General features: G+C 62.0%; 17 protein-coding genes. 12 read left to right on the plus strand and 5 right to left on the minus strand.

The features are described from left to right. Positions 1–63: 63 nt before the first annotated feature. The 3 genes from ACESMZ_RS00195 to ACESMZ_RS00205 all read left to right on the plus strand — a co-directional run bounded on the left by ACESMZ_RS00195 (position 64) and on the right by ACESMZ_RS00205 (position 4,296). Positions 64–1,578, plus strand: coding sequence for a diguanylate cyclase (locus ACESMZ_RS00195; protein ID WP_372956087.1), 1,515 nt, complete (start codon positions 64–66; stop codon positions 1,576–1,578). Positions 1,579–1,654: 76 nt separating this feature from the next. Continuing rightward, the gene (locus ACESMZ_RS00200) at positions 1,655–2,521 is read left to right on the plus strand and encodes an MBL fold metallo-hydrolase (protein ID WP_372972056.1); all 867 of its coding nucleotides are present in this window, start codon (positions 1,655–1,657) and stop codon (positions 2,519–2,521) included. Positions 2,522–2,532: 11 nt separating this feature from the next. Further along, positions 2,533–4,296 (plus strand): SulP family inorganic anion transporter, encoded by a 1,764-nt coding sequence (locus tag ACESMZ_RS00205; protein ID WP_372972057.1) that lies wholly within the window; start codon positions 2,533–2,535, stop codon positions 4,294–4,296. Here the strand turns inward: ACESMZ_RS00205 and ACESMZ_RS00210 are convergent. Together ACESMZ_RS00210 and gdhA are read right to left on the minus strand one after the other, a co-directional pair. Continuing rightward, positions 4,237–6,843, minus strand: coding sequence for a PEP/pyruvate-binding domain-containing protein (locus ACESMZ_RS00210; RefSeq protein WP_372956090.1), 2,607 nt, complete (start codon positions 6,841–6,843; stop codon positions 4,237–4,239). The genes ACESMZ_RS00205 and ACESMZ_RS00210 overlap by 60 nt on opposite strands. A 2-nt stretch (positions 6,844–6,845) precedes the next feature. Next, positions 6,846–8,195 (minus strand): NADP-specific glutamate dehydrogenase, encoded by a 1,350-nt coding sequence (gdhA, locus tag ACESMZ_RS00215; RefSeq protein ID WP_372956091.1) that lies wholly within the window; start codon positions 8,193–8,195, stop codon positions 6,846–6,848. Between the two features lie 187 nt (positions 8,196–8,382). On the opposite strand from gdhA, the gene ACESMZ_RS00220 reads away from it, so the two are divergent. Next, a complete protein-coding gene (locus ACESMZ_RS00220; RefSeq protein WP_372956092.1) occupies positions 8,383–9,042 on the plus strand; it encodes an energy-coupling factor ABC transporter permease in 660 nt (219 codons plus the stop codon). Here the strand turns inward: ACESMZ_RS00220 and ACESMZ_RS00225 are convergent. Next, positions 9,007–11,109 (minus strand): putative bifunctional diguanylate cyclase/phosphodiesterase, encoded by a 2,103-nt coding sequence (locus tag ACESMZ_RS00225; RefSeq protein ID WP_372956093.1) that lies wholly within the window; start codon positions 11,107–11,109, stop codon positions 9,007–9,009. The two genes, ACESMZ_RS00220 and ACESMZ_RS00225, sit on opposite strands and share 36 nt — an antisense overlap. 144 nt (positions 11,110–11,253) lie before the next feature. Between ACESMZ_RS00225 and ACESMZ_RS00230 the strand changes: the two genes are divergently transcribed. Continuing rightward, complete coding sequence (locus tag ACESMZ_RS00230) at positions 11,254–12,309, plus strand: NAD(P)-dependent alcohol dehydrogenase (RefSeq protein WP_372956094.1); 1,056 nt, start codon at positions 11,254–11,256, stop codon at positions 12,307–12,309. A gap of 10 nt (positions 12,310–12,319) precedes the next feature. Here ACESMZ_RS00230 and ACESMZ_RS00235 read toward each other — a convergent pair whose 3' ends face one another. Continuing rightward, on the minus strand, positions 12,320–12,850 hold the full coding sequence (locus ACESMZ_RS00235) for a response regulator transcription factor (RefSeq protein ID WP_372956095.1): 531 nt from the start codon (positions 12,848–12,850) through the stop codon (positions 12,320–12,322). After that, the gene (locus ACESMZ_RS00240) at positions 12,843–14,099 is read right to left on the minus strand and encodes a sensor histidine kinase (RefSeq protein WP_372956096.1); all 1,257 of its coding nucleotides are present in this window, start codon (positions 14,097–14,099) and stop codon (positions 12,843–12,845) included. The genes ACESMZ_RS00235 and ACESMZ_RS00240 overlap by 8 nt, the downstream gene beginning before the upstream one ends. Before the next feature lie 206 nt (positions 14,100–14,305). Between ACESMZ_RS00240 and ACESMZ_RS00245 the strand changes: the two genes are divergently transcribed. From ACESMZ_RS00245 to ACESMZ_RS00275, 7 genes are all read left to right on the plus strand, one after another. Then, positions 14,306–15,346 (plus strand): efflux RND transporter periplasmic adaptor subunit, encoded by a 1,041-nt coding sequence (locus ACESMZ_RS00245; RefSeq protein WP_372972058.1) that lies wholly within the window; start codon positions 14,306–14,308, stop codon positions 15,344–15,346. Continuing rightward, complete coding sequence (locus ACESMZ_RS00250; RefSeq protein ID WP_372956098.1) at positions 15,343–18,615, plus strand: efflux RND transporter permease subunit; 3,273 nt, start codon at positions 15,343–15,345, stop codon at positions 18,613–18,615. The genes ACESMZ_RS00245 and ACESMZ_RS00250 overlap by 4 nt, the downstream gene beginning before the upstream one ends. A gap of 23 nt (positions 18,616–18,638) precedes the next feature. After that, positions 18,639–19,514, plus strand: coding sequence for a DUF1853 family protein (locus tag ACESMZ_RS00255; RefSeq protein ID WP_372956099.1), 876 nt, complete (start codon positions 18,639–18,641; stop codon positions 19,512–19,514). Between the two features lie 177 nt (positions 19,515–19,691). Then, positions 19,692–21,974, plus strand: a complete 2,283-nt coding sequence (gene ggpS, locus ACESMZ_RS00260) for a glucosylglycerol-phosphate synthase (RefSeq protein WP_372972059.1) — start codon at positions 19,692–19,694, stop codon at positions 21,972–21,974. Positions 21,975–22,008: 34 nt separating this feature from the next. After that, the gene (gene gtfA, locus ACESMZ_RS00265) at positions 22,009–23,454 is read left to right on the plus strand and encodes a sucrose phosphorylase (RefSeq protein WP_372956101.1); all 1,446 of its coding nucleotides are present in this window, start codon (positions 22,009–22,011) and stop codon (positions 23,452–23,454) included. Positions 23,455–23,506: 52 nt separating this feature from the next. Further along, the gene (locus tag ACESMZ_RS00270) at positions 23,507–23,758 is read left to right on the plus strand and encodes a thiamine-binding protein (RefSeq protein ID WP_372956102.1); all 252 of its coding nucleotides are present in this window, start codon (positions 23,507–23,509) and stop codon (positions 23,756–23,758) included. A gap of 244 nt (positions 23,759–24,002) precedes the next feature. Continuing rightward, positions 24,003–25,250 carry a glycerophosphodiester phosphodiesterase family protein gene (locus tag ACESMZ_RS00275; RefSeq protein ID WP_372956262.1) on the plus strand — a complete coding sequence of 416 codons (1,248 nt, stop codon included), beginning with the start codon at positions 24,003–24,005 and terminating at the stop codon, positions 25,248–25,250. Positions 25,251–25,271: the final 21 nt, after the last annotated feature.

Here is a 25,271-nt window from a genome sequence, read left to right on the forward strand (position 1 = left end):
TGTGGCTCTCTGTCGCAGGTTCGGCTAGTCTGAAACAATAAAGCCAGCACAGAGTTCAGGTTCATGATGTCCAAGCCTGATCATGAGGGGGCTGTCCCCGGGGTTTCCACCCTGCTGCCGGAGCTGGCCTCCGGCGTACCGGGTATACTCTTCTGCTATCAGCTCAGCGCCGACGGTACCCGCCATCACTACCCCTTTATCAGCCGCCGTGTCGGCGAACTGTTCGATCTTGATCCGGGCGAGCTGGAGGTGGATGCCTCTGCAGTGTTCGCCATTATCCACCCGGATGACCAGGCTGGGGTGTTGCCTTCCATCAGGACTTCGGCGGCGCGGCTTGAACCCTGGCAGTACCAGGCTCGCCTGCGCCTGAAGGATGGAACCTATCACTGGTTTGAGGCCCATTCGGTGCCCCGCCGTGAAGCAGATGGCAGTACGCTCTGGTATGGACAGTTCATCGACATCCAGTCCCACAAGGAGCTGGAAGCGGAGTTGCGGGAGAGAGAGGCCGAGTCCGCCTATCAGCTACAGTTCCACAAGCTGCTGGCAAGCCTGTCTTCGGACTTCATCAACTCCCCCATCGGTGACATCGATCAGGAAATTGATCGTTTTCTGGCCCGCATTGGCGAATTCTTCGACGTGGACCGTGTCTATATCTACCGGTTTTCCGAGCGGATGACCCGGATGACCAACACCCATGAGTGGTGCCGCGCCGGCGTTCCTGCGCTGAAAGACTCCCAGCAAAATGTTGATATCACCGAGTTTCGCTGGTGGCAGGAACAGAGCCTCAACCTGCTGCAACACAACCGTGTGGTGTTTATCGAGGACGTCAGTAAACTGCCCGGCTCCGCGGCTCTCGAAAAGGCCCTGCTGGAGAAACAGGGCGTGGCGGCCATGTTCTGCATTCCCATCGTCACCCGGGGTTCGGTCGAAGGCTTCTTCGGCATGGACTCACTCACCAGAAGACGCTGGCGGCGGGACCTCTCTGACCTGCTGATCCTGGTGGCCAACCTGCTTGCCCAGGCCATGGAGCGCTTCCGTCTGGAAGAGGAGCTGCTCAGCCAGTCGATTCGTGACCCGCTCACCGGCATCCACAACCGACGATATCTGGAGCCCCGTATCGCCGAGATGCTCGCCCGCCACCAGCGCTCGGGGGAGGGGTTTGCCCTGGCGATGCTGGACATTGATCACTTCAAGCAGGTGAACGATACCCATGGCCACCTGGCCGGCGACCAGGTGCTGCGCATTTTTGCCCGGCTGCTGCAACGCCAGTGCAGGGCGACAGACGTGGCGGCCAGGTACGGCGGAGAGGAATTTATCCTGGTGCTGGCAGATGTCACCCCCGAACGTGCGTCATGGGCGCTGGAGCGGGTGATCGATGAGGTGCGGGAACTGGCAGTCAGTTTTCATGGCAAGGCGATACCGGTCACTGCCAGCGCCGGGCTGGTTCACGTGAGCGGCCTCGCTGGTGACTCACCCACGCCGGATGACCTGATTACCGAAGCCGACCGTCGGCTCTACCGGGCCAAGCGTTCCGGTCGGAACTGCCTGATCGATGCATCAGGAACATCACCCCTATAAGAAAACCGTATTTCACTTTATATTACCTTCCAGTATATGCTTAGAACTAAATTATCGTTACCCGGGAGGTAAGGTCATGTCCAATCCTATCGTTCAGCACTTTTTCGACGAACCCACCAACACCTTCAGCTACGTGGTTCGTGACCCTGACAGCAACGCCTGCGCGATCCTGGACTCCGTACTGGACTTTGATTACGCCGCCGGCCGTACCGATGTGCGCTCGGCGGAAGAGATCATTGCCTATGTCGAGCGGGAAGGTCTGGTGGTGGAGTGGATACTGGAAACCCACGTTCATGCCGATCACCTGTCCGCCGCTCCGTACCTGCATGAGCGGTTGGGTGGCAAGACCGGCATCGGAGCCCACATCATCGAGGTGCAGGAAATTTTCGGCAAGGCGTTTAACGCCGGTACCGAGTTCGCCCGTGACGGCAGTCAGTTTGACAGGCTGTTCCGGGAAGGTGACACCTTCAGTATCGGTGGCCTGGAAGGCCGGGTTCTTCATACGCCGGGTCATACGCCCGCCTGCCTGACCTATGTGATTGGCGATGCCGCCTTTGTGGGGGATACCCTGTTCATGCCGGATTATGGCACCGCCCGCTGTGACTTCCCCGGTGGTGACGCCCGCACCCTGTACCGTTCCATCCAGAAGGTGCTGACGCTGCCGGCTGAGAACCGGATCTTCCTTTGCCATGACTACAAGGCGCCGGGGCGGGATGAGTACAACCATATGACGACGGTGGCGGAGCAGCGCGAAGCCAACGTACACGTACACGAGGGCGTCAGTGAGGAGGAGTTCGTCAGGATGCGCACCGAGCGGGACGCCACCCTGGATATGCCCCGCCTGATCCTGCCGTCGGTGCAGGTAAACATGCGTGCCGGGAACATGCCTCCGGCGGAGGATAATGGTCAGGTTTACCTGAAAGTGCCCATCAACCGGTTCTGAGGTCAGCCATTGTGAAGCTGACCCGTTTCCTGCCAGTGCTGGACTGGCTGCCACACTACAACCGGTCCACCCTGGCCAGCGACTTGTTGGCGGCGGTGATTGTCACCGTCATGCTGATTCCCCAGTCGCTGGCCTACGCGATGCTGGCGGGCCTGCCGCCGCAGGTGGGCCTGTACGCCAGTATCCTGCCGCTGGTGCTCTACGCGGTGTTCGGCTCCAGCCGGACCCTGTCAGTGGGGCCGGTGGCAGTTGCTTCGCTGATGACAGCGGCGGCCCTTGGCAAGCTGTTCGAGCCGGGGTCCGGTGAATACCTGGCCGGCGCGATCCTGCTGGCGGTCATGTCCGGGCTGATGCTGGTGCTGATGGGTGTGTTCCGGCTGGGGTTCCTGGCCAACTTTCTCAGTCACCCGGTGATTTCCGGGTTCATTACCGCGTCTGGCCTGGTGATTGCGGCGAGTCAGCTCAAGCACCTGTTGGGGGTGAGCTTCGACGGGCACAACCTGCTGGAGCTGCTGGCTGGCCTATATGGACAGCTGGGTAGCGTCCATGGGCCCACTCTGGTGATCGGGGTCGGTGCGCTGGTGTTCCTGGTGGCTGCCCGCCGGTATCTGCAGCCCTTGTTGGTGACCATGGGGCTGTCCCGGGCGACTGCAGGAATGCTCACAAAAACCGCGCCGATCCTGGCCGTGGTGGTGACCACCCTGATCACCTGGCTGCTGCGCCTGGATCAGAGCGGCGTGGCGGTGGTCGGGGATATTCCCGGTGGCCTGCCGGGCCTGGTCATGCCCAGCATGGACCTGTCCCTGTGGCAACAGCTGGCAATCAGCGCCCTGCTGATCAGCATTGTCGGCTTCGTGGAGTCGGTGTCCGTGGGCCAGACCCTGGCCGCCAAACGCAGGCAGCGCATTGATCCGGACCAGGAGCTGGTGGGCCTGGGGACTGCCAACCTGGCTGCCGGTTTCTCCGGTGGTATGCCGGTGACCGGCGGGTTCTCACGCTCGGTGGTGAACTTCGACGCCGGGGCGGAAACCCCGGCCGCGGGCGTGTATACCGCCATAGGTATTGCCCTGGCCACCCTGCTACTGACCCCGGCCATTGCCATGTTGCCCGTGGCCACCCTGGCGGCCACCATTATTGTGGCGGTGGCTACCCTGATTGATTTTCCCGCAATTATCCGGACCTGGCGCTATTCCCGTTCGGACTTCGTCGCCATGCTTGCCACCATTGTATTAACCTTGGTCCACAGCGTGGAGGCGGGCATCGTCGCCGGCGTGATTCTGTCCCTCTGGCTGTTCCTTTACCGCACCAGTCGGCCTCACAGTGCGATCGTCGGGCGGGTTCCCGGTACCGAGCATTTCCGGAACGTACGGCGCCACCAGGTGGAAACCCGGCCCGAGCTGGCCATGCTGCGGATGGATGAGAGCCTGTATTTCGCCAATGCCCGTTTCCTGGAGGACTGTGTGCTGGACCTGGTGAGCAGTCGCCCGGAACTGAAGGATGTGGTACTGGTCTGCCCGGCGGTCAATCTGATTGATGCCTCGGCGCTGGAGAGCCTGGAGGCAATCAACGAGCGGCTCCACGACAGTGGTGTAAAGCTGCACCTGTCCGAGGTCAAAGGCCCGGTAATGGACCGCCTGCGGCGCACCTCGTTCCTGGAAAGCCTCACTGGCAAGGTGTATCTGACCAACTTCCAGGCCTGGCAGGCCCTCACGCCGTCAGAAGTGGCCGGCGAGGAGGCGCTGGCGGGTCACGTCGGCCAGCACCCGCAGGGGTGAGCCCTCGCATTCCAGGACGGTGACGCAGTCCTGGATGGCGGCTGGTGGCAGGTCCTGCTGCAGCAGGCTGTCGATGTGTCGCTGATGGGCATGGTGCGTCAGCCAGTCCGGATTCCAGGTGGAGTCCTGCTGGTCGGGGAAGATTGCCACGTAGGCGATGCCGGACTCCACCAGGTCCTGGAAGAAGTGGGAGCCGAAGGACAGGTCCGGCACCATACCGTTACCCATATCGGCGATTTCCACCAGCAGTGACACCCGGCTGATGTCCGCAAAGCCCACCGGAACCCCCAGTTCCGGGCTGCTGGTGCCCCAGCGGCCGGGGCCGGCCAGCATCAAGTTGAAATGCTCGGGTGTCTGCCGGGCCAGCCGGCCCACCAGTTTCGCCACCTGATGCTTGCCGTTGAGGTCGAGGGCGCTGTATTCCGTCGCCCTGACCAGGATGACGCGATGGATGGCCAGGTTGATGTTGCCCCCCATGAAACGCCCTTCACTGGCCATCAGCAGGCGCCTGGGATCCGGCTGGTCCGGCAGGGACGCCGGCTGGCTGTCGCCGATGGTGGCCAGGGGGCGGCACTGGACCAGGTTGAGGCGAACCGGGACCTCGCTGTTATCCAGGTGGACCGTGAACTCCACATCCACCGGGTGTCGGTACGCTTTCTCAAGGGTCGCAAGCATGCGATGGGCCAGGTCGATGAACGCCCCCTGGCGGATCAGCGGCCGGAAGGTAAGCCGCCATACAGGGGCGTCCAGGCCCAGTTCCCGGGCCCTTTGTGAAGCGGCCCTGTCGGTCTCGCCCAGGTGTTCCAGGGGCAGGGACGGCGCCTCCCGCACCAAGGTGGTCAGATCCGTGGTGGTCAGGCCCGGACCGGTGACGTCCAGGGTGTCCACCAGGTGCTGGCTGAAGCGGTAATTCTCTTCCAGGTTGCGGAACGGTTGCTTGAGGGGCTGGTCCAGGGCGATAACCCAGGCATGGTCTCCCTGGATACGGTCCACGGCCCGGGTACCCAGGCCCATTACCAGCCGCAACATGCCGGCCTTCGGGGCCATGTCCGGCGCCCACACAAAGGTATTGCGGGACACCCCCACTGCGGCGGCATCGGGCAGGTACCAGTGGTCGTGGAAGCGACCATTCACCCGCTGGATCAGCAGCGCCATGGGCTCTTCCAGGTCTTCCAGATCACGGCCCCGGCGGTAGCTGAGGGCATCTTCGCTCATGGTGGAGGCGTAGACCTGGCGGATGGCGTTCTCCAGAGCGGCCAGTCGCTGCTCCGGGTCACCCTGGTTGATCAGGAAGACACTCTCGTACTTGCCCGCAAAGGCGTTGCCGAACCCGTCTTCCAGCAGGCTGCTGGAACGCACCAGGATCGGGTACTGGCCAAAGTGGTCCAGGGTGCGGATCAGCTCCGGGCGTACCTCCGGCGGGAACTCGCCTTCAAGTATGGCTTCACGCAGGGCGGGGGCCTCATCAAAGAAACCTTCCCGGGTGCGGTGCTTCATGATCGCAGGCCACAGCCCGTTGTGAACCAGGAAGGCATACCAGACATCCGACGCCAGGAACATGGAGTCGTGGGGATCCATGGCAGTACCCCAGGTGTCCGGATCCTCCCTGGTCAGGATCGCCCGGGCCAGCAGCATGCCCACGGCCTTGCCGCCGATAAAGCCACTGCCGATGGTGCGGTTGTGTATCGCAGTCAGGTCATCCAGTGACAGATAGTCTTCGGCCAACGCCAGGATGCGGGGGTCCCGGCTGACCAGTACCTGAAGGATGCGGCGTACCAGCGCGCGGGCCCGGTCGCTATCCGGTGTGTCGCATTCCTCGGCTTCCAGGAATAATCGGTCCCAGCCATCCAGCAGTTGTTGGGTGGCGTGGGCCTGTTGCTCAATGGCAGCCTGCAGCCGGGTCGCGTTGCTGCTGTCGGTCACCGGGATGAACTCGCCGTCCCGGTAGCGGTGGGGCAGGAACATGGTGGGGGACTGACGCTGCCATACCTTGACCGGTTGCAGCTGCATGTCGTCGTCGGCCCGGTGTACGTCGATCATCACCTGGGTGGTGGCGCGGATGCGGTCCAGGGTCTGCCGGGAGTGGCGCTGGGGCAGCAGGGCAAACCAGGCGACGGTGTCCAGCTCGAACAGGAAGGGGCAGATCACCCGGAAGAAATAGCCCACCATGGTATCGGTGGCCCAGGCATTGAGCAGGTCGCTGAGGCAGTCGCACACGTAGAAGGCGCCGCGGCCCCAGGTTTCCACCAGTTCCCAGATACGGGCGGTGAAGGATTCGAAACCGTCCCGGGCGTCCACTTCGATGATGCGGATGCCCGGAGCGGGTGCCAGCAAGGGTTCGTGCTGGCCAAAACGCAGATAGATGATCTGGCGGCCGGCGGCGGTGGCCGACGCCACAAAGGGCGTCACAAACCGCCGGTAGTCATCCAGGTCGGTGACCCGCCAGACCACATTGTCACCAATTCTCAGACCATCCAGGACCTGGTCCAGCCCTGGCAGCCCGGTGGAAATCATCGGGGTGGCCTGAGTATCGGTGACGTTGGCCATGATCAGATCAGGCCCATGGCGTCCATGGCACGAGCAACCTTGATAAAGCCGGTGATGTTGGCACCCAGCACATAGTTGCCCGGGGAGCCGAACTCTTCAGCGGTTTCGAAGGAGCTCTTGTGGATCTCGATCATGATGTCTTCCAGGCGCTTCTCGGTGTAGGCAAAGGTCCAGGAATCACGGCTGGCGTTCTGCTGCATTTCCAGGGCGCTGGTGGCCACACCGCCGGCATTGGCGGCTTTGCCCGGGCCGTAGGCCAGGCTGGCTTCCTGGAAAATCTGGATGCCTTCCGGCGTGGTGGGCATGTTGGCACCTTCCGCCACGGCGATACAGCCATTCTCCACCAGGGTCTTGGCATCGTTGCCGTTCAGTTCGTTCTGGGTGGCACAGGGCAGGGCCACATCGCAAGGCACGCTCCAGATGTTGCCATCTTCTACATATTTCGCGTGCTTGTGGGCTTCAGTGTAGGCACTGATGCGGCGACGCTCCACTTCCTTGAGGCGCTTGACGGTGGCCAGGTCGATGCCCTTCTCGTCCACGATGATGCCGCCGGAGTCGGAGCAGGCGATAACCTTGGCGCCAAGCTGGTGGGCTTTCTCGATGGCGTAGATGGCGACGTTACCGGAACCGGAAACGACTACAGTCTTGCCGTCGAGGGAGTCACCACGGGCCTTCAGCATTTCCTGGGTGAAGAACACGGTGCCGTAACCGGTGGCTTCGGTACGGGCGCGGCTGCCGCCCCAGTCCAGGCCCTTGCCGGTCAGTACGCCGGATTCGTAGCGATTGGTGATGCGCTTGTACTGGCCGAACAGGTAGCCGATTTCACGGCCGCCAACGCCGATGTCGCCGGCAGGTACGTCAGTGTACTCGCCCAGGTGGCGGTACAGTTCGGTCATCAGACTCTGGCAGAAACGCATGATTTCATCATCGGACCTGCCCTTGGGGTCGAAGTCACTGCCGCCTTTGCCGCCACCGATGGGTAAACCGGTCAGGGCGTTCTTGAAAATCTGTTCAAAGCCAAGGAACTTGATGATGCCCAGGTACACAGACGGGTGAAAACGCATACCGCCCTTGTAGGGGCCAAGGGCGCTGTTGAACTCGACGCGGAACGCCCGGTTGATATGGATTTCGCCCTTGTCATCCTGCCAGGGTACCCGGAAGATAATCTGGCGCTCAGGCTCACAGATGCGCTGGATGACTTTCTTCTCGGCGAACTCGGGGTACTTCACCAGTACCGGGCCGAGGGTTTCCAGGACCTCGTGTACGGCCTGGTGGAACTCGGACTCGCCGGGGTTCCTGTGCAGGACGTCCTGAAAAATGGGCTCAAGTTTTTCGTCCAGGCGTGCCGGCATAGAATTCTCCTGATAGTGGGATTTAATGGTGGGTAATACTTATGGGAACCAGCTATTGCACCATGATAGGGCGTGTTTGGCAATCAATGATTGATTCAGATCAGTGTTCGCTTTCCCTGTCAGAACGTATATAACAACGTTCTGCCGGGCTCACCGGTTACCGGATTTATTTGCGTAGGGTCCGCCTATGGGTCTGACTGAGAACCTTTTTCCGGCCTGGCTGCTGGTGTTAACGGCCGTGTTGTTTGTGGGCATTCTGTTGCGGGCCATCCGCCAGACTGACTGGCAGTGGCTGCGATCCGGGCAGCGGGCCCAGCACTGCCTGTTCGGTGCCGCGGTCGTGCTGGGTTTCCTGTGGCAGTTACGGGCCGGGCTGTCGCCGGGGCTGAGCATCCATATTTTTGGCATGACAGCGGTAACCCTGATGCTGGGGTGGCGGCTGGCGGTGTTCAGCGGCCTGCTGGCGCTGGTGATTGTGGTGATTACCGGGCGGGAGCCGGTCAGCCTGTTTGCGGTCAACGGCCTGATTACGGTAATGGTGCCGGCGCTGGTGACCCATGCCATCATGCGCTGGGAGCGCCGCCGAAACTTCCGTAATTTCTTTGCCTATATCTTTTTCTGCGGTTTTTTCGGGGCCGGGGCCTCGGTGCTGGCCGCCGGAATGACCATGGTGGTTCTGCTGTGGCTGACCGGCGTCTATGACTGGTACCACCTGCAACACGACTATGTTCGCTACCTGCCGCTTTTCCTGCTGCCGGAAGGGTTCGTCAATGGTGTGGTGGTCACCGGCCTGATGGTGTTTCACCCGGAATTACTGACCACCCTGGACGAACGCCGGTACCGTTAGCGGTGCTCTCGCGTGCCACTGGCGCACCCAGTCTTCAATCTCTCCCGCCGGCATGGGGCGGGCTATGCCAAAGCCCTGGATCTGGTCGCAACCCAGGGGCGCCAGAGCCTGAGCATGGCGGTCGGTTTCCACACCTTCGGCCAGCACCGTGCGGTTAAAGCGCTGGGCCATGTAGATCACACTCTCCACAATGGCCCGGTCGCTGTCGTCCTCCAGCATGCCGAAGGTGAAGCTCCTGTCGATCTTGATGACGTTCACCGGCAGGCTGCGGAAGTAGCTCAGGGAGGAAAACCCGGTGCCGAAATCGTCGAGGGCGATCTGTACGCCCAGGTCCCGGCACTCGTTGATGACCTGACTGGCCCTCTGCATGTCATCCAGGGCGGTGGATTCCAGAATTTCCAGGGTGACAGAAGCCGGATCCTGTTTCGGGTGATCGTCCAGGTACCGGCCCAGGAACCTTGAAAACCCCGGTGCCAGCAGGTGCGCGGCGCTGATGTTGATGCTCATGCCCAGAGTCAGTCCCGCCCTTGACCATTCCGCCTGCTGGGCCAGGGCATGCCTTAGCACCCACTGGCCAAAGCGCTCTTCCAGGTGACTGCCCTCTATGTAGGGCAGGAACTGGCCCGGTGCCAGCAGGCCTCGGTCGGGGTGCTGCCAGCGTACCAGGGCTTCGACGCCGACAACCGCCGAGTCCCGCAGCTGAACCTGGGGCTGGTAGTAAAGTTCGAACTCGTTATTCCGGAGGGCGCGGGCCAGTTCGGTGATTTGCTGGCGCCGCTGCTGGAGGTTGTCGTCGAGAGTGGGGTCAAAAAAGTGGTAGTTGTTTCGGCCTTTCTCCTTGGCGGAGTACAGGGCCTGGTCCGCATGGCGTACCAGCCGTTCGCCGTCAGACCCGTCATGGGGGTACACCGTGATGCCCATGCTGCCGGTAATATTGGCGGTTGTGGGGCCAACAGACAGGGGCTGGCGAACCGCATTGAGGATGCGCTGGTAGACTCGCTCGTCATCCACATTGCGCAGCAAGAGCACGAACTCGTCGCCACCGACCCGGGCCACGGTATCATCGCTGCGTACCGCCAGCCGCAGGCGGTTGGCGATGGTGACCAGCGCCCGGTCTCCCAGGCCCTGGCCCACCTGGTCGTTGACGGTCTTGAAGCCGTCCAGGTCCAGGTAGCAGACCGCAAGGGGCTGGTGACTCAGGTCGCTGTGGTCCATTTCCCGCTCCAGGCGGGTGACCATCAGTTGCCGGTTTGGCAGGCCGGTGAGGTCATCGTAGTGAGCGGCCCGTTCCAGCTCCTCGGCATGGTTCTTGAGTGCCGTGATATCGGAGAAGCTGGCGACGTAATAGTGTTCCCCCGGCTCATCCAGCTGCACCCGGGTGATGGACAGGAATTCCGGGTATTCCTCGCCGTCCTTGCGCCGGTTCCAGATTTCTCCCCGCCAGAAGTTCTGTTCCTGGAGTGCCCGCCACATGGAGCGGTAGAATTCCGGCCCCTGCCGGCCCGAGCTGAGCATGCTGGGGTTGTTGCCGATGGCTTCTTCCCGGGTGTAGCCGGTGATGCTGGTGAAGGCCGGGTTGACGTCAACGATCCGGTTATCGGCATCGGAGATGATAATGGCGTCCTGGCTGCGCTCGAACACACTGGAAGTGATTTTGAGGCGGCGCTCCAGATCCTTGCGCTGGGTAACGTCGATCAGCACCGCCATGAATCCACCATTCCCGGAGCTACCGGGTGCGATGGGATTGCACACGGCGCGCAGCCAGACGGTGGTGCCATTCCTGCGATAGGCGAGGATGTCCTTGTCAAAGCCCTGTCCGGACTCCACGGCCGCCCGGATGGCGTTTTCCGTGCTGGTGTCGGTGTCCGGGCCGGCAAGGAATTCACCGGTGCGGTGACCACGGATTTCGTCCAGTCGGAAACCGGTCAACTCTTCAAAGGCGCGGTTGACCCAGCGGACACGTCGCTGCGTATCGGTAATCACCACACCGTTGCTGGTCTGGTGGGCGACCTCCGCCAGCAGGGCGGTGAGGTCGTCGTTGTGGTGATCAGCGGGTGTGTCGTCCATACTCCGGGCTCGGGCTGTAGAAAATGAAAATAAACGCTGCCCTGCGATCAGTACAGACTTCCGTGGCGTATTGGGTAGTTAACTGATTATGATCAAGGTGCCACACTAAAACAATGAGACAAACTGCACAGAGGTAAGAAGACCATGTCAGACGTAAAGGGCTATGCCGCCACTTCCGAGCTTTCCGGACTTGCCCCCTTCAGCTTTCACCGCCGCGATCCCCGCGCGGACGATGTGTCGATCGATATTCTCTACTGTGGCGTTTGCCATACTGATATCCACTTTGCCGAGAACGACTGGGGACGCACCAATTATCCGGTCGTTCCGGGGCATGAGATTATCGGCCGTGTAACCGCGGTTGGAAATGATGTGAATCAATTCACAGTCGGAGACCTGGTCGGTGTCGGCTGTATGGTGGACTCCTGTCGCTCCTGTCCGTCCTGTGAGCAGGGCCTGGAGCAATATTGCCGGGAAGGCATGACCCCCACCTACAACGGTGAAGACCGCATTGATGGTCTGCGTACCTATGGAGGTTACTCGGAACGCATCGTGGTCAGTGAGCGCTTTGTGGTACGGGTGCCGGAGAAGCTGGATCCGGCCGCTGCGGCGCCGATCCTGTGTGCGGGTATCACCACCTACTCCCCCCTGAAACATTTCGGCGTGGGTAAGGGCCACAAGGTGGGGGTTCTGGGCATGGGTGGCCTTGGTCACATGGGTGTCAAGTTCGCCAGGGCCCTGGGGGCCGAAGTCACCATCTTTACCCGCTCTGAAGCGAAGGTGGCCGAGGCAAAAAAACAGGGGGCAGACCACGTTATCATCTCGACAGATCCGGATCAGATGGCGGCCGCTGCAGAGAGCTTTGACTTCCTGCTGGATACCATTCCGGTTCACCATGACCTGAACCCCTACCTGTCGACTCTCAGGGTGGGCGGCAGTCACATCCTGGTGGGCATGATCGAGCCCATTGAACCGACGGTACATTCCCGCAACCTGATTGGCAGGCGCCGCATCCTTACCGGGTCACTGATCGGCGGCATGCCGGAAACCCAGGAAGTGCTGGATTTCTGCGCAGAGCACGATATCAGCTGTGATATCGAGATGCTGGACATTCACAACATCAACGAAGCCTACGAGCGCATGAAAAAAGGCGACGTGAAGTACCGCTTCGTGATCGACATGAAGTCCCTCAAGGGGGCCTGATCGCCCGCACTCATTCCCGCCAGCGGGAGTGCTTGCCCAGCTTGCGCTGCAGGGTTCTGCGGTGCATGTTCAGGGCCCGGGCGGTGGCAGAGATGTTGCCGTCGTATTCCGACAGCACCCGCTGGATGTGCTCCCACTCCAGTTCCTCCACGGATGGAGGCTGGCTTCGTAGTGCGGGCTCATGGTGGTCCGGCTCGAACCCTTCGATGATCTGGTCCGCCGTCACCGGCTTGCACAGGTAGTTCATCGCACCCTTGCGCATGGCCTCCACCGCGGTGGCAATGCTGCCATAGCCGGTCAGGATCAGTACTTCCAGTTCGGGCTGTTTTGCCAGTAATTCCGGCAGCAGCTGCAGGCCGCTTTCTCCCGCCAGGTTCAGGTCCAGCACGCAGCGACGGGCGCCGCTGGCACTCAGCTGGCTCAGGGCCGCTTCCGGGTCATGGGCCTGAACACAGTCGATGCCCCGGCGTCCCAGGGACCGGGCCAGGGTGGCAGCAAAGGTTTCATCGTCGTCAATGAGTAGCCAGGGGGTGTCACTCATGGGCAGCCTCCTCGGAAACAGCCGGCAGTTCAATGGTCATTGTGGTACCACGTTCGGGGCCTTCGGTGCGCGCCTCGGCACTGAGTCGGCCACCCAGGCGCTGGATGGTGGCGTTGGAGAGGAACAGGCCGACACCCAGTCCCTGCTCCGAGTGTACCGGGCGTTGCCCGGGCAGGGTATCCTCAATGCCGGCGCCCCGGTCGATAATACTCAGTTGCACACGGCCATTATGGCATTGTGCGCTGATCCTGATGCCCTCCGGGCTCGCCCTCAACGCGTTGGCGATCAGGTTCAGTACCGCCTGGTCGAGGGTGGCGTCAACCTGCACGGTTGCGTCAGGCGGGATTTGTGCCCACTGGATATGGGCCCCCGGCCACAGCAGGGTGGCAGATTCCCGCAGTCTTTGCTGCCAGCGGGCCAGTGGTAGGGTTTCGGTGGCGGCTTCCCGGGCCCGGACAGCGGCTTCCGTCATGGTTTGCAGTTGCTCCCGACACAGGCCCAGCTGCTGGTTCAGAAGGTCGATATCCTCCCGGAAGGGGGCGCACTCCGGGGCCAGCCTCAGGTCGTCCACCACCAGGGTCATGGTGTTCAGGGGCGTGCCGAGACGGTGGGCCACGTTGGCCGCTGACAGCCCCAGGGCGATGATCTGCTCATCCCGCAGCCGTTCCTCGCGGCTACGGGCCAGGGCCTGCTGCTGTTCCCTGAGTCGACCCGCCAGCGAGCCGACCACCACCAGCATGATGGCAGCGGTGAGCGCGAACGTGCCCCACATGCCCATCAGGTGCAGGTGCATGTAACTCGACTGTGTCAGGTTGACCGGTGTGGGTACCGGGAACAGCATCAGCAACGTGTAAACAATAATGGCCAGCAGGGTTATGAACAGGCTCTGCCGCAGCGGTATCAGGACCAGGCCGGTGGCCAGGGGCAGCAGTAACAGTGAGACCAGCGGGTTGGTGGAGCCGCCGGTCAGCGCCAGCCAGATGCCAAGGGCGATGAGGTCTGCCCCAAGTGACAGGGTCACCGGAAACGCCAGCCGTGGTGGATGACGGGTCAGCCACAGCCAGCTGGCGGCGGCGAACAGGGCGTGGGCTACCGTGACCAGCAACGGTGCCGGCCCTGCCAGGGGCGGAGCCAGGAACCAGAGTATGGCCAGCGCCAGCCACTCCATGGTTACCATGGAAAGACGCATCAGCAAAAGGTAGCGGGCCGCCTGACGGAACCCAGCCTGGGAAATCGTATGCAGTTTCATGGCGAGATTATAGTGCCCTCCTGTAACGGCCCGCCGCGACATTCTGTCTCAGCTGAACCTGAATGTCCCTCATCCGGGCCCCAGGGATTGATCGCCGTCATTCTGTCTGGCGGAGGATGCTGTATACCGGACTATACTGACATGTCACCGTATATCTCATAAGGTTATAACGTAAACGAATGATTGTGCGCTGGGGAGTCCGGGTAATGGTAATGCTGCGTTGGTGTTTGCTGGGAATGGCCCTGTTGGCAGTTCCTGCCCTTGCCGAAGTACAGGTCAGCGAGGTGCAACGGGGTACCTTCGAAGAAGTGCTCCAGCTGGACGGCCTGATCGAGGCGGTGCAGCAGAGCACCGTATCGGCACAGACCAGCGGCAAGGTCATGGAGCTCCCCTTTGATGTGGATGACTCGGTGCCTGCCGGCGCGTTGATAGTGCGGCTCGAAGACAGCGAACAGCAGTCCCGCCTGGCCCAGGCAGAGGCCGGTCTGGAGGAGGCCCGTTCTGGCCTTTCCGATGCCCGCCAGCGCTTTCGCCGTATTGATGAGCTACATGACCGGGGGCTGGTATCGCGTCAGGAGTATGACCAGGCCAGCAACAACCTGACATCAGCCAACGCCCGCGTGGAACGGGCCCGGAGTGTGGTCGAGGAAGCCGCCAAACAAATGTCCTATACCCGGATTGAGGCGCCTTATGGTGGCATTGTGACCGAGCGCCATGTGGAACTCGGTGAGTCTGTCAGCCCCGGCCAGCCCCTGATCAGCGGCCTTTCCCTGGAACAGCTGCGGGTGGTGGTGGACCTGCCCCAGAAGTACGCCGGCGTGGCCAGGGACCAGCGGCGGGCACGGGTCACCCTGGGCGATGGTCGCGCCATCGCTACCGGCGAGATGACTTTCTACCCCTATGCCAACCCCGGCACCCACACGTTCCGCGTACGCATGAGTCTGTCCGAGCCCAATGGCACCCTGTTTCCCGGGATGCTGGTGAAAGTGTCAGTGCCGGTGGGTAAGCGCCAGACGGTCCTCGTGCCGGAAAGCAGCGTGATCCACCGCAGTGAGCTCCGGGCGGTATTTATCATGGAAGGCGAAGGGGAGGGGCATCCCAGATTACGCCAGGTGCGTACCGGCGGGCGCCAGGATGGCCAGGTGGAGATCCTGGCCGGCCTGTCCGTCGGTGAGCGGCTGGTGTTGAATCCGCAGGACCTGGTGGGTACTGAGCGGCTGGCACCCCTGCCCGGAGGTGACGAGTGAGCCGGGAGCTGCCACCGACAGGACCATCCGGGGCGATTGCCCGGGCTTTCCAGGATTCCCGCCTGACCCCGTTGCTTACGGTACTGGCCATACTGCTGGGGGTAATGGCGGTGGTCGTCACCCCCAAGGAGGAGGAGCCCCAGATTGACGTCACCATGGCGGATATCATGGTGGCGCTACCCGGTGCCAGCACCCGTGAGGTGGAGAATGTTATCGCCACGCCGGCCGAGCAGGTGATGAGCGAAATCGCCGGCGTGGAGCATGTCTACTCGGTGTCCCGCCAGGGCCAGGCGGTGATAACCGTGGAGTTCGAGGTGGGCATTACCCGCCAGGAGGCCCTGGTTCGTCTCTACAACCAGGTCTACTCCAACCAGGATTGGCTCCCCCCGGACCTGGGCGCCAGTCAGCCGGTGATCAAGCCCCGCTCCATCGATGATGTGCCCATCATGAGTCTCACCCTGTATGACCCCACCAACCGTCATACCGGCGAGGAGCTGACCCGGCTGGCCCATACCCTGGAAGTGGCCCTGAAACGGGTACCCGGAACCCGGGATATCTACACCGTGGGCGGTGTTCCTGACCGGGTGGATGTGCGCTTTGATCCGGCGCTGCTCAAGGGCTTCAACCTGACCGTGGATGATCTCCAGCAGGCCCTGGCAGCAGCCAACACCAGCAGCCAGGAAGCCCGGGTGACCCGGGATAACCTGTCCATTCCGGTTCAGTCCGGCACCCTGCTGGAAAACGTGGAAAGTGTACGACGCCTGGTGGTCGGCATGCAGGATGGCGCGCCGATGTTCCTGGACGACGTGGCCGAGGTTTCCCGGGGCGGCACAGTACCCGACCAGAGTGTGACCATGGGCCTGGGGCCGGCCAGCGACGGCGATCGCAAGGGAGAGATCGGCGCCCTGTATCCGGCGGTTACCCTCGCCATTGCCAAGAAGCCCGGGGAGAACGCCATCGATATCACCCGGGCCATTGAGCATCGGCTGGAGTTGCTGCGTAACCGGGCCCTGCCGGAAGACATCGAGGTGGTGGTCACCCGGGATTACGGCATAACCGCCTCCGACAAGGCCCGCAAGCTGATTACCGACCTCGTGTCTGCCACGCTCTGTGTGGTGCTGCTGGTGCTGGCGGCCATGGGCTGGCGCCAGGCCACCATTGTGGGCATCGCGGTGCTGGTCACCCTGTTGCTGACCCTCGTGTTCTCCTGGGCCTGGGGCTTCACCCTCAACCGGGTCTCGCTGTTTGCGCTGATTTTCTCTATCGGGATCCTGGTGGATGACGGCATCGTTATCACCGAGAACATCAACCGGCGCATCCGTAACTCCCGGTGGCCGCTGAAGGATATTATCCCGGTTGCGGTGGACGAAGTGGGCACCCCCACCATCATGGCCAGCCTGACCATCATGGCGGCTCTGATTCCCATGGCCTTCGTGACCGGCCTGATGGGCCCTTACATGAGTCCGATTCCTATCAATGCTTCCGCCGGTATGGTGCTGTCGCAGATCGTGGCCTTTGTGGTTGCGCCCTGGCTGGCCATGCGGTTGCTCAAACGCAAGCATGGTGAGGACCTGTCGGAAGGCGGTAGCGAGAACAGCGAGGAGCAGGGCAGCTCCGCCGATGGTGTCAGTCCAGTATCCATGAAAATTTTCCGCAAGGTGCTGGGCCCGTTTCTCGGTGAGCACCCCTGGCGCTGGCGGTTCCTGGGCCTGGGGGTGGTCGGGCTTACCATCGCGGCGGCCTCGCTGCCGGTGTTCATGCTGGTGGTTCTCAAAATGCTGCCCTTCGACAACAAGTCGGAGCTGCAGGTGGTGGTGGACATGCCGGAGCGTACGCCCATGGAGCAGACCCGCCGGGTACTGACGGAAATGGGGCAGTACCTGGAGACGGTGGACGAGGTGGCCAACTGGCAGGCCTATGCCGGCACCGCATCCCCGATCAACTTCAATGGACTGGTGCGCCAGTACTACCTGCGCAGCGAACCCTGGCAGGGGGACCTGCAGATCAACCTTGCGGACGAAGACCATCGCAGCCGCCAGTCCCATGACATTGCCCTGTCTCTTCGTGGACCCCTGCAGGCCATAGGTGAGCGCCACGGGGCCAGCGTGAAGATTGTCGAAGTGCCGCCGGGGCCCCCGGTTCTGTCCCCCGTAGTGGCAGAAGTCTACGCAGCGGATGAGTGGCGCCGGCGGGAGCTGGCGGAACGGCTGGTGGCCGGTATGAAGGAGGTCGACGGACTGGTAGATATCGACACCACCATCGAGGCACCCACACGCCAGTGGGAAGTGGAAGTGGACCGGGACCGTGCTGCCCGGCTCGGGGTTTCCCAGGCGCAGGTGGTAACCACCCTGCAGACAGCCCTGGGGGGTGCCGGGGTCAGTTACCTGCATGACGAGAACGCCAAGTACCCGGTGCCCATCCGGGTGATTCTGGATGAAGGTGACAAGTCCCAGCAGGCCACCCTGCTGTCGTTGGCGGTGCGCAGCCGTGACGGCCAGCTGGTGCCCCTGGCGAGCATCGCTGAAATCCATGAGGCGGACTGGGCTGGCGCCCGCTACCACAAGGACCTGCTGCCGGTGACCTATGTGACGGCCGATATGGCCGGGGACACCGACTCGCCCCTGTACGGCATGTTCCGCATGGTGAGCTGGCTGGACGACCAGGATGATGCACCGGAACAGTACTACATCCGTCAGCCGGACCTGCCGGAGCGCGGTACCCTGAAATGGGACGGCGAGTGGCAGATCACCTATGAAACTTTCCGGGATATGGGGGCTGCCTACAGCGTGGGTGTGTTTGCCATATTCGTGCTGCTGGTGGCCCAGTTCCGGTCCTACCTGCTGCCACTGGTGGTGATGGCCCCCATTCCCCTGACACTGATCGGCATCATGCCGGGCCACGCCCTGCTGGGGCGGGAGTTTACGGCCACCAGTATGATCGGGATGATTGCCCTGGCGGGCATCATTGTGCGCAACTCCATCCTGCTGGTGGTGTTTATCCGTCAGTTGCTGGATGAGGGCATGGCACTTGAGGAGGCGGTGGTGTCCGCCGGTGCAGTGCGCATCAAGCCCATTGCACTGACCGCCATTTCTGCCATGGTGGGGGCCTGGTTCATTCTCAGTGACCCGATCTTCAATGGCCTGGCCATCTCGCTGGTGTTCGGGCTGGCCCTTTCGACCCTGCTGACGGTGGTGGTTGTTCCCCTGCTGTACTACACCTTTGCCCGCTGCGGCTGGCTGGGGCCGGCAGCGGAGCAAAAGGGCGACTGAGTAAGGGGTAAGGAGCGACTTCCATGGACTACCGGTGGCGTACGGCAGGACATCTGGACTGGTTGTGCCGGTCACCGCAGTTACTTCACTGCGAGCAGTCCTTTGAGCTCCGGGCGCACCTGCCGCAGAGCCTGGCTGCCCGGCTGGCCCGTTGGGATACCGACCCGGCCAGTCGCCCGGCTGCCCTGAATGAGCCCGCGAACCCGCGCCTGGGCTATTATTTCGAACGCCTCTACGAATGTGTGATGACCCGCCTGCTGGGCTGGGAACTGGTATCGAAAAACCTGCAAATCCGGGACGGATCAGGGCGTACCCTGGGGGAGCTGGATTTCCTGCTGCGCAACCCGGAGACGGGTAAGGTTGAACACCATGAGGTGGCGGTCAAGTTCTACCTCGGGTATCACCAGGGCAGTGACGCGACCCTGTGGTACGGTCCCAACAGCCAGGACCGGCTGGACCGGAAGGTGCGACGGTTGCTGGAGCACCAGAGTCGCCTGACCGGTCGGCCAGAGGCCCGGGCGGCGATGGCGGAACTGGGTATTACCGGCGCGGTGACTCCCAGGATTTTCATGCCAGGCTATCTGTTCTACCCGCCGGATGCCCCGGTGACCGTGCCGGATTTCGTGCCGGCGGACCATCTGAAGGGGACGTGGCTGTACCATCACCAGCTCGCCGGCCAGGACATGGCTACCTGGGTCCCCCTGCACAAGCCCCACTGGCTGGGCCCATGGTCCCAGCCTGACAGACCGGACCCTGAACACTCCGCCAGCGCTATGGAGTCCGTGGCTGACCACTGCCGACCCCGCCTGTTCGCCGTCCTCAGCCAGGACGCTGCCTCCGGACAGTGGGCCGAGGTGGAGCGGGTGTTTGTGGTTCCTGAAAACTGGCCCCGACTTTGACTTTCATGCACCGGAATGGTGCAAAAAGCCTTCCGGCATGGCGCAATGGCTTTCCGGGGCCGGGAAAATTAACCCGAGTCTGCTGATTTCCGGTCAGAAAAACACCAGCCGGCACAGAACCTGCACCGGTCATGGCATGGAAGACCATGCACCTGAGGCCCCGGGCCAGGAGTGACCGTGATACTTGCCACCGATCTCGATGGAACCTTTCTCGCCGGCGATCCGGAGAATCGCCTGAAACTCTACCAGCTGATCTCCACCCACCCCGACATGACCCTGGTCTTCGTCACCGGTCGCGGGCTGGAGTCGGTACTGCCCCTGTTGTCTGATCCCACCCTGCCACAGCCGGACTACATCATCTGCGATGTGGGTTGCACGGTGGTGGATGGCCGCAACCAGCATCCGGTGGCCGGGATCCAGGCGGATATCGAGCAGTGCTGGCCGGGCGAACACGTGGTCGAAGACGCACTCGCGAATTTCGCCGGACTGCGTCGCCAGGAGGTGCCCCAGGAGCGGCGCTGTTCCTTCCTGTGCGACCCCGATGCGGTAACCGACGAAGTGGTTGCGGCGGTGGACGAGCTGGCCTGTGACCTGCTGTATTCCGCCGGCCAGTACCTGGATGTGCTGCCGCCGGGTATCAACAAGGGCCGTACACTGCGTCACCTGGTGGAGCACCTGGAAGCCGATCCGGAGAATGTGCTGGTGGCCGGAGATACCCTGAACGACCTGTCCATGTTCGAACAGGGCTTCATCGGGGTCTGTGTGGGTGAATCCGAGCCCGGCCTGCTGGATGCCACCGAGAGCCGCGCCCGTGTCTACCACGCGACCCTTTCCGGCTGTGGCGGTATCCTGGAAGCCATCGGCCATTTCGGTTTTCTCGGCCCCCACGGCATGGAGGCGGAGGCGCGGGACATCCTCAAACCCGGCAAGTCGGACCTGGTCATCGTCTATCACCGGCTACCCTATGAGGAAGTGGTCGAGAACGGCCAGTTGGTTCGCCGTCGGCCCACATCCCCCAATGGCATCATTCCCACCCTGCTGAGCTTCTTTGCCGACGGCAAGGCCGGCTCCTGGGTGGCCTGGTCGGTGCACGATCCTGCCCTGGGTGCCTTCGAGACCCATACCGAGGTGGACACCAGTCGCTATGCCCGGCTGCGGGCGGCGCGGGTCCGGCTGTCCAAAGAAGATGTGGATATCTTTTACAAGCGGTTTTCCAAGGAGGCCTTCTGGCCCACCCTGCATACCTTCTGGGAGCGGGCCTTGTTCCGGGAAGACCACTGGCAGGTTTTCCTGAAGGTAAACCGGCTGTTCGCTGAGCGCACGGCAGCGGAGGCAGCGGAGAATGCGGTGGTCTGGATCCACGACTACAACCTGTGGATGGTGCCGGCTTTCCTGCGGGAGCTGCGCCCGGACCTGACCATTGCCTTTTTCCACCATACCTATTTCCCGTCGGCGGACGTCTTCAACGTGCTGCCCTGGCGCCGGGAGATCGTGGGCAGCCTGCTGCAGTGCGACTACATCGGGTTCCATATCCCACGCCAGGCGGAGAACTTTGTAGATGTGGCCCGGGGTGTCACCCCCCTGGAAGTGGTGGACCGAACCGGCTGTGCACCGCGATTCCTCACCTATGGCTGTGCCGTCGGGCTGGATGAGATGACCACCACCATTTGCGTCAACGACCGGGAGATCGGTCTGGGCGCCCACCCGGTCGGACTGGATCTCAATCGGGTGTCCACTGCATTGAACCAGGAAGGCGTCCAGCAGAAGATGGATGAGCTGCGCCGGGAGCTGGGTAATACCCGATTGGTACTCTCGGTGGAGCGACTCGATTACACCAAGGGTATCCTGCAAAAACTGGAAGCGTTCGAGCAGTTGCTGGCGGAACACCCGGAGCTGGTGGGCAAGGTCACGCTGATGGTGGTTTGTGTACCGGCCGCTCGGGAAATGACCGTGTACCAGCAGCTGCAGCAGGATATCGAGCAGGCAGTGGGCCGGATCAACGGTCAGTATGCGACGGTTGGCTGGGCGCCTATCCAGTTCTTCTTCAGGGGCTTTCCGTTCGAGGAGCTGGTGGCCTGGTATGCCATGGCGGACGTCATGTGGATTACCCCGTTGCGGGATGGTCTCAACCTTGTCGCCAAGGAGTATGTGGCCACCCAGGGCATGACCGACGGGCGCGGCGTACTGGTGCTGTCCGAGTTTGCCGGTGCGGCAGCGGAGTTACGGGGCGCACTGCTCACCAACCCCCACGACCCGGGCGAAATGGCCCGTACCTGTTACCTGGCCCTGGCCATGGCGAAGGAAGAAGCAAAAGACCGGCTGCAGAAAGGATATGAGGTGGTCAGCTATCATGACATCGAAGCCTGGGGGCGGGAGTTCCTGGAGGCCGTTGGCCACCGCCGACAACAGCGGTTGACCAGTGCCGGGAAGCGGGTGAAGCCACTGACCTCGGTGGCCTGACACGGACTGAGTTCACTTGGACCCGGGAGTAACCATGAGCCTTCGCAATGCCGTCCAGCTGATATGCTACCCTAATCGCATCGGCCGCAACCTGGCGGATCTGGGCACCTTTATCGACCGGCACCTGGCGGATGCCATCGGTGGTGCCCATATCCTGCCCTTCTACCCGTCCAATGCGGACGGTGGATTCTCACCCCTGACCCACACCGAGGTGGATCCCGACGTTGGCACCTGGGCGGATATCGAGCGGCTGGCCAGTCGCTATGATATCTGCGCAGATCTTACCGTTAACCATATTTCCGATGAGTCGCCGGAGTTCCGGGATTTCGTGCGTTACGGCTATCAGTCGGAATACGCCGACCTGTTCGTGCATGTGCACAGGTTCGGCGACATCAGTCCGGACGACCTGGCAAAGATCCATATCCGCAAGGAGAAAGAGCCCTTCCGGGAGGTGACCTTTGCCGACGGCAGCAAGGGGCAGGTCTGGTGCACCTTCACCGAACGGCAGATCGACCTGAACTACGAATCGGACAAGACCTATGCGTTGATGGAGCACTACATCCGCTTCCTCACCGGCAAGGGCATCAGGCTACTGCGGCTGGATGCCTTCGGCTACACCACAAAGCGTATCGGCACCAGCTGTTTCCTGGTGGAGCCGGAAGTCTACCGAATCCTGGAGTGGGTCAACGAGGTGGCCCATCGTTATGGCGCCGAATGTCTGCCGGAGGTCCATGACCACACCAGTTACCAGTACGCCATCTCACGGCGGAACATGCACCCCTATGGCTTTGCCCTGCCGCCGCTGGTGCTTTATTCCCTGCTGGCCGCCAACAGCGTGTACCTGAAGCACTGGCTGCGTATGTGCCCCCGCAACCAGGTGACGGTACTGGATACCCACGACGGCATCTGCATTCCGGATGTGGAGGGGGTACTGCCGGACCAGGCCATCCAGGACCTGATCGATAATATCGAGGCCCGCAGTGCCGATCCGATCCTGCGACGCTCAGCAGCGAATGTACACAGCGTGGGTTCCATTTATCAGCTCACCTGTACCTTCTATGACGCGCTGATGCAGAACGATGATGCCTACATTGCCGCCCGGGCCATCCAGTTCTTCACGCCGGGTATTCCCCAGGTCTATTACGTGGGGCTGATGGCCGGGTGTAATGACCAGCAATTGATGGATCAGACCGGCGAGTTGCGGGATATCAACCGCCATTTCTACAGTCTGGAGGAAGCCGGTGAGGCCATGGAGCAACCGGTGGTCCAGCGCCTGCTGACCCTGATGCGCTTCCGCAGCCAGTATCCCGCGTTCGATGGCCGCTTCGAACTGAACTACTCCAACAGCTCCAGTGTGGCCATGGCCTGGCGACACGGGGATTACTACTGCCACCTGTTCGTGGACCTGAACTTCAATACGGCCCGTATTCGTTTCCTGGATCCGGAAGATGGTTTTCGTGAACGGAACTTGGAATGCTGAGGGCCTGTGTTAGGCTCAGAAAAGGCGCACCTGACTGTCACAGGAGAGCATCATGGAACTGTCCGTGCAACTGAGCTTCTATCCCTTCACCGACAACCACAAGCCACCCATCAAGGATGTGATTGATCGTCTTGAACGCAGCGGCCTCGACGTCCACGCCAATCGTATGAGCACCCAGGTGTTCGGCGAGTATGATCAGGTCATGCGGGTACTGTCCGACACCATGAAGTGGGCGTTCGAGCAATATGGCCAGGCGGTGTTCATGGCCAACTTTGTCAACGGCGATCGTCGGCCAGAGGGCTGACCGGGACAGCTGCACACGCCTGTCCGCCACTTCTTCCCCTTTGTCATAACGTCGTCAAACCAGTGTCACCGGGCCCGTGGATACTCACCCGGTGCCCGGCTTCCTTCTGAGCGATTTATCTGTGACCAGGAGGGCACTGTTGTACTGGTCTGACATTGACTAAGGAGTGGTTATGAAACGCACAGTAACAGGTTCAATGACACTGGCCGTGTCGCTGATGGTCGCGGCTTTCAGCCTGCCTGATATGGTATCCGCCAAGGGGTGGCAGCATGGGGAGTCGTTGCCTCCCAGGCTGGAAAAACTGCAGGACAGATTCGACAAGCTCAAGAAGGACATGAAGCATCGCCATGCCGGGATCCAGGTGGGTCCGCGCCCGTACTGGCTGGTGGATGACATGGATGAAGGCCCCCTCAAGGAGCGGCTTGAACAGTGTGAGAGCAAGCCCATGGGGCGCACGGACTTTTCGATCGGTCACCGGGGCGCACCGTTGCAGTTCCCGGAGCACACCATGGAATCCTACGTGGCAGCAGCGAAGATGGGCGCCGGCATCCTGGAATGTGACGTGGCCTTTACCGCTGACCGGGAGCTGGTGTGTCGCCACGCCCAGAATGACCTGCACACCACTACCAACATCGTCACCATTCCGGAACTGAATGCCAAGTGCACCCAGCCTTTCGTGCCGTCGGACCCGGCCAGCGGTACGCCGGCCCAGGCCGAATGCCGCACCAGTGACATCACCCTGGAAGAGTTCAAGTCCCTCGAAGGCAAGATGGACGCCTTCAACCCTATGGCCACCACGCCGGAAGACTACGTCGGTGGCACCGCTGACTGGCGCACGGACCTCTACGCGAGCCGGGGCACCCTGCTCAGCCACCGGGAAAGCATCGAGTTGTTCAAGGCCCTGGGCGTGAAGATGACGCCGGAGCTGAAAACCCCGGTGGTGGACATGCCTTATGAAGACGATTACACCCAGCAGGACTACGCCCGCCAGATGATCCAGGACTACGTGGATGCGGGTGTTAACCCGAAAGACGTCTGGCCCCAGTCGTTCCAGCTGGAGGACGTATTGTTCTGGGTTAACGAGACGCCGCGCTTCGGTCGCCAGGCGGTCTTCCTGGATCAGGAGCCTATCACACCGGAAACCTCCTCCCTGGCCTACATGGAAAACCTCCGTGCCCAGGGGGTGAACGTGCTGGCGCCGGCAATCTGGAAGATGCTGACCCTCAACAGCCACCAGGAAATCGTGCCTTCCGAGTATGCGGAGAACGCCCGGGATGCCGGCCTTGACCTGATCGCCTGGAGCCTGGAGCGCAGCGGTCCCCTGGCTAATGGCGGTGGCTGGTACTACCAGACCGTGAACGACGCCATCAACAACGACGGCGACATGCTGACAGTACTGGATGTGCTGGCGCAGGACGTCGGCGTTATCGGTGTGTTCTCTGACTGGCCCGCCACCACCACCTACTATGCCAACTGTATGGGACTACGCTGAACCAGGGCCTGGGTCCGTCAG

This window comes from Marinobacter sp. (assembly GCF_041690615.1).
GTDB lineage: Bacteria > Pseudomonadota > Gammaproteobacteria > Pseudomonadales > Oleiphilaceae > Marinobacter.

Bases quoted from the DNA above. Each gene is read 5' to 3' on its own strand.
- ACESMZ_RS00240 (WP_372956096.1), bottom strand. From the start codon at position 14,099: ATGAAACTGCATACGATTTCCCAGGCTGGGTTCCGTCAGGCGGCCCGC.
- ACESMZ_RS00210 (WP_372956090.1), bottom strand. From the start codon at position 6,843: ATGGCCAACGTCACCGATACTCAGGCCACCCCGATGATTTCCACCGGG.
- ACESMZ_RS00255 (WP_372956099.1), top strand. From the start codon at position 18,639: ATGGACTACCGGTGGCGTACGGCAGGACATCTGGACTGGTTGTGCCGG.
- gtfA (WP_372956101.1), top strand. From the start codon at position 22,009: ATGAGCCTTCGCAATGCCGTCCAGCTGATATGCTACCCTAATCGCATC.
- ACESMZ_RS00270 (WP_372956102.1), top strand. From the start codon at position 23,507: ATGGAACTGTCCGTGCAACTGAGCTTCTATCCCTTCACCGACAACCAC.
- ACESMZ_RS00230 (WP_372956094.1), top strand. From the start codon at position 11,254: ATGTCAGACGTAAAGGGCTATGCCGCCACTTCCGAGCTTTCCGGACTT.
- ACESMZ_RS00245 (WP_372972058.1), top strand. From the start codon at position 14,306: ATGGTAATGCTGCGTTGGTGTTTGCTGGGAATGGCCCTGTTGGCAGTT.
- ACESMZ_RS00200 (WP_372972056.1), top strand. From the start codon at position 1,655: ATGTCCAATCCTATCGTTCAGCACTTTTTCGACGAACCCACCAACACC.
- ACESMZ_RS00220 (WP_372956092.1), top strand. From the start codon at position 8,383: ATGGGTCTGACTGAGAACCTTTTTCCGGCCTGGCTGCTGGTGTTAACG.
- ACESMZ_RS00225 (WP_372956093.1), bottom strand. From the start codon at position 11,109: ATGGACGACACACCCGCTGATCACCACAACGACGACCTCACCGCCCTG.
- gdhA (WP_372956091.1), bottom strand. From the start codon at position 8,195: ATGCCGGCACGCCTGGACGAAAAACTTGAGCCCATTTTTCAGGACGTC.
- ACESMZ_RS00235 (WP_372956095.1), bottom strand. From the start codon at position 12,850: ATGAGTGACACCCCCTGGCTACTCATTGACGACGATGAAACCTTTGCT.
- ACESMZ_RS00275 (WP_372956262.1), top strand. From the start codon at position 24,003: ATGGTATCCGCCAAGGGGTGGCAGCATGGGGAGTCGTTGCCTCCCAGG.
- ACESMZ_RS00195 (WP_372956087.1), top strand. From the start codon at position 64: ATGATGTCCAAGCCTGATCATGAGGGGGCTGTCCCCGGGGTTTCCACC.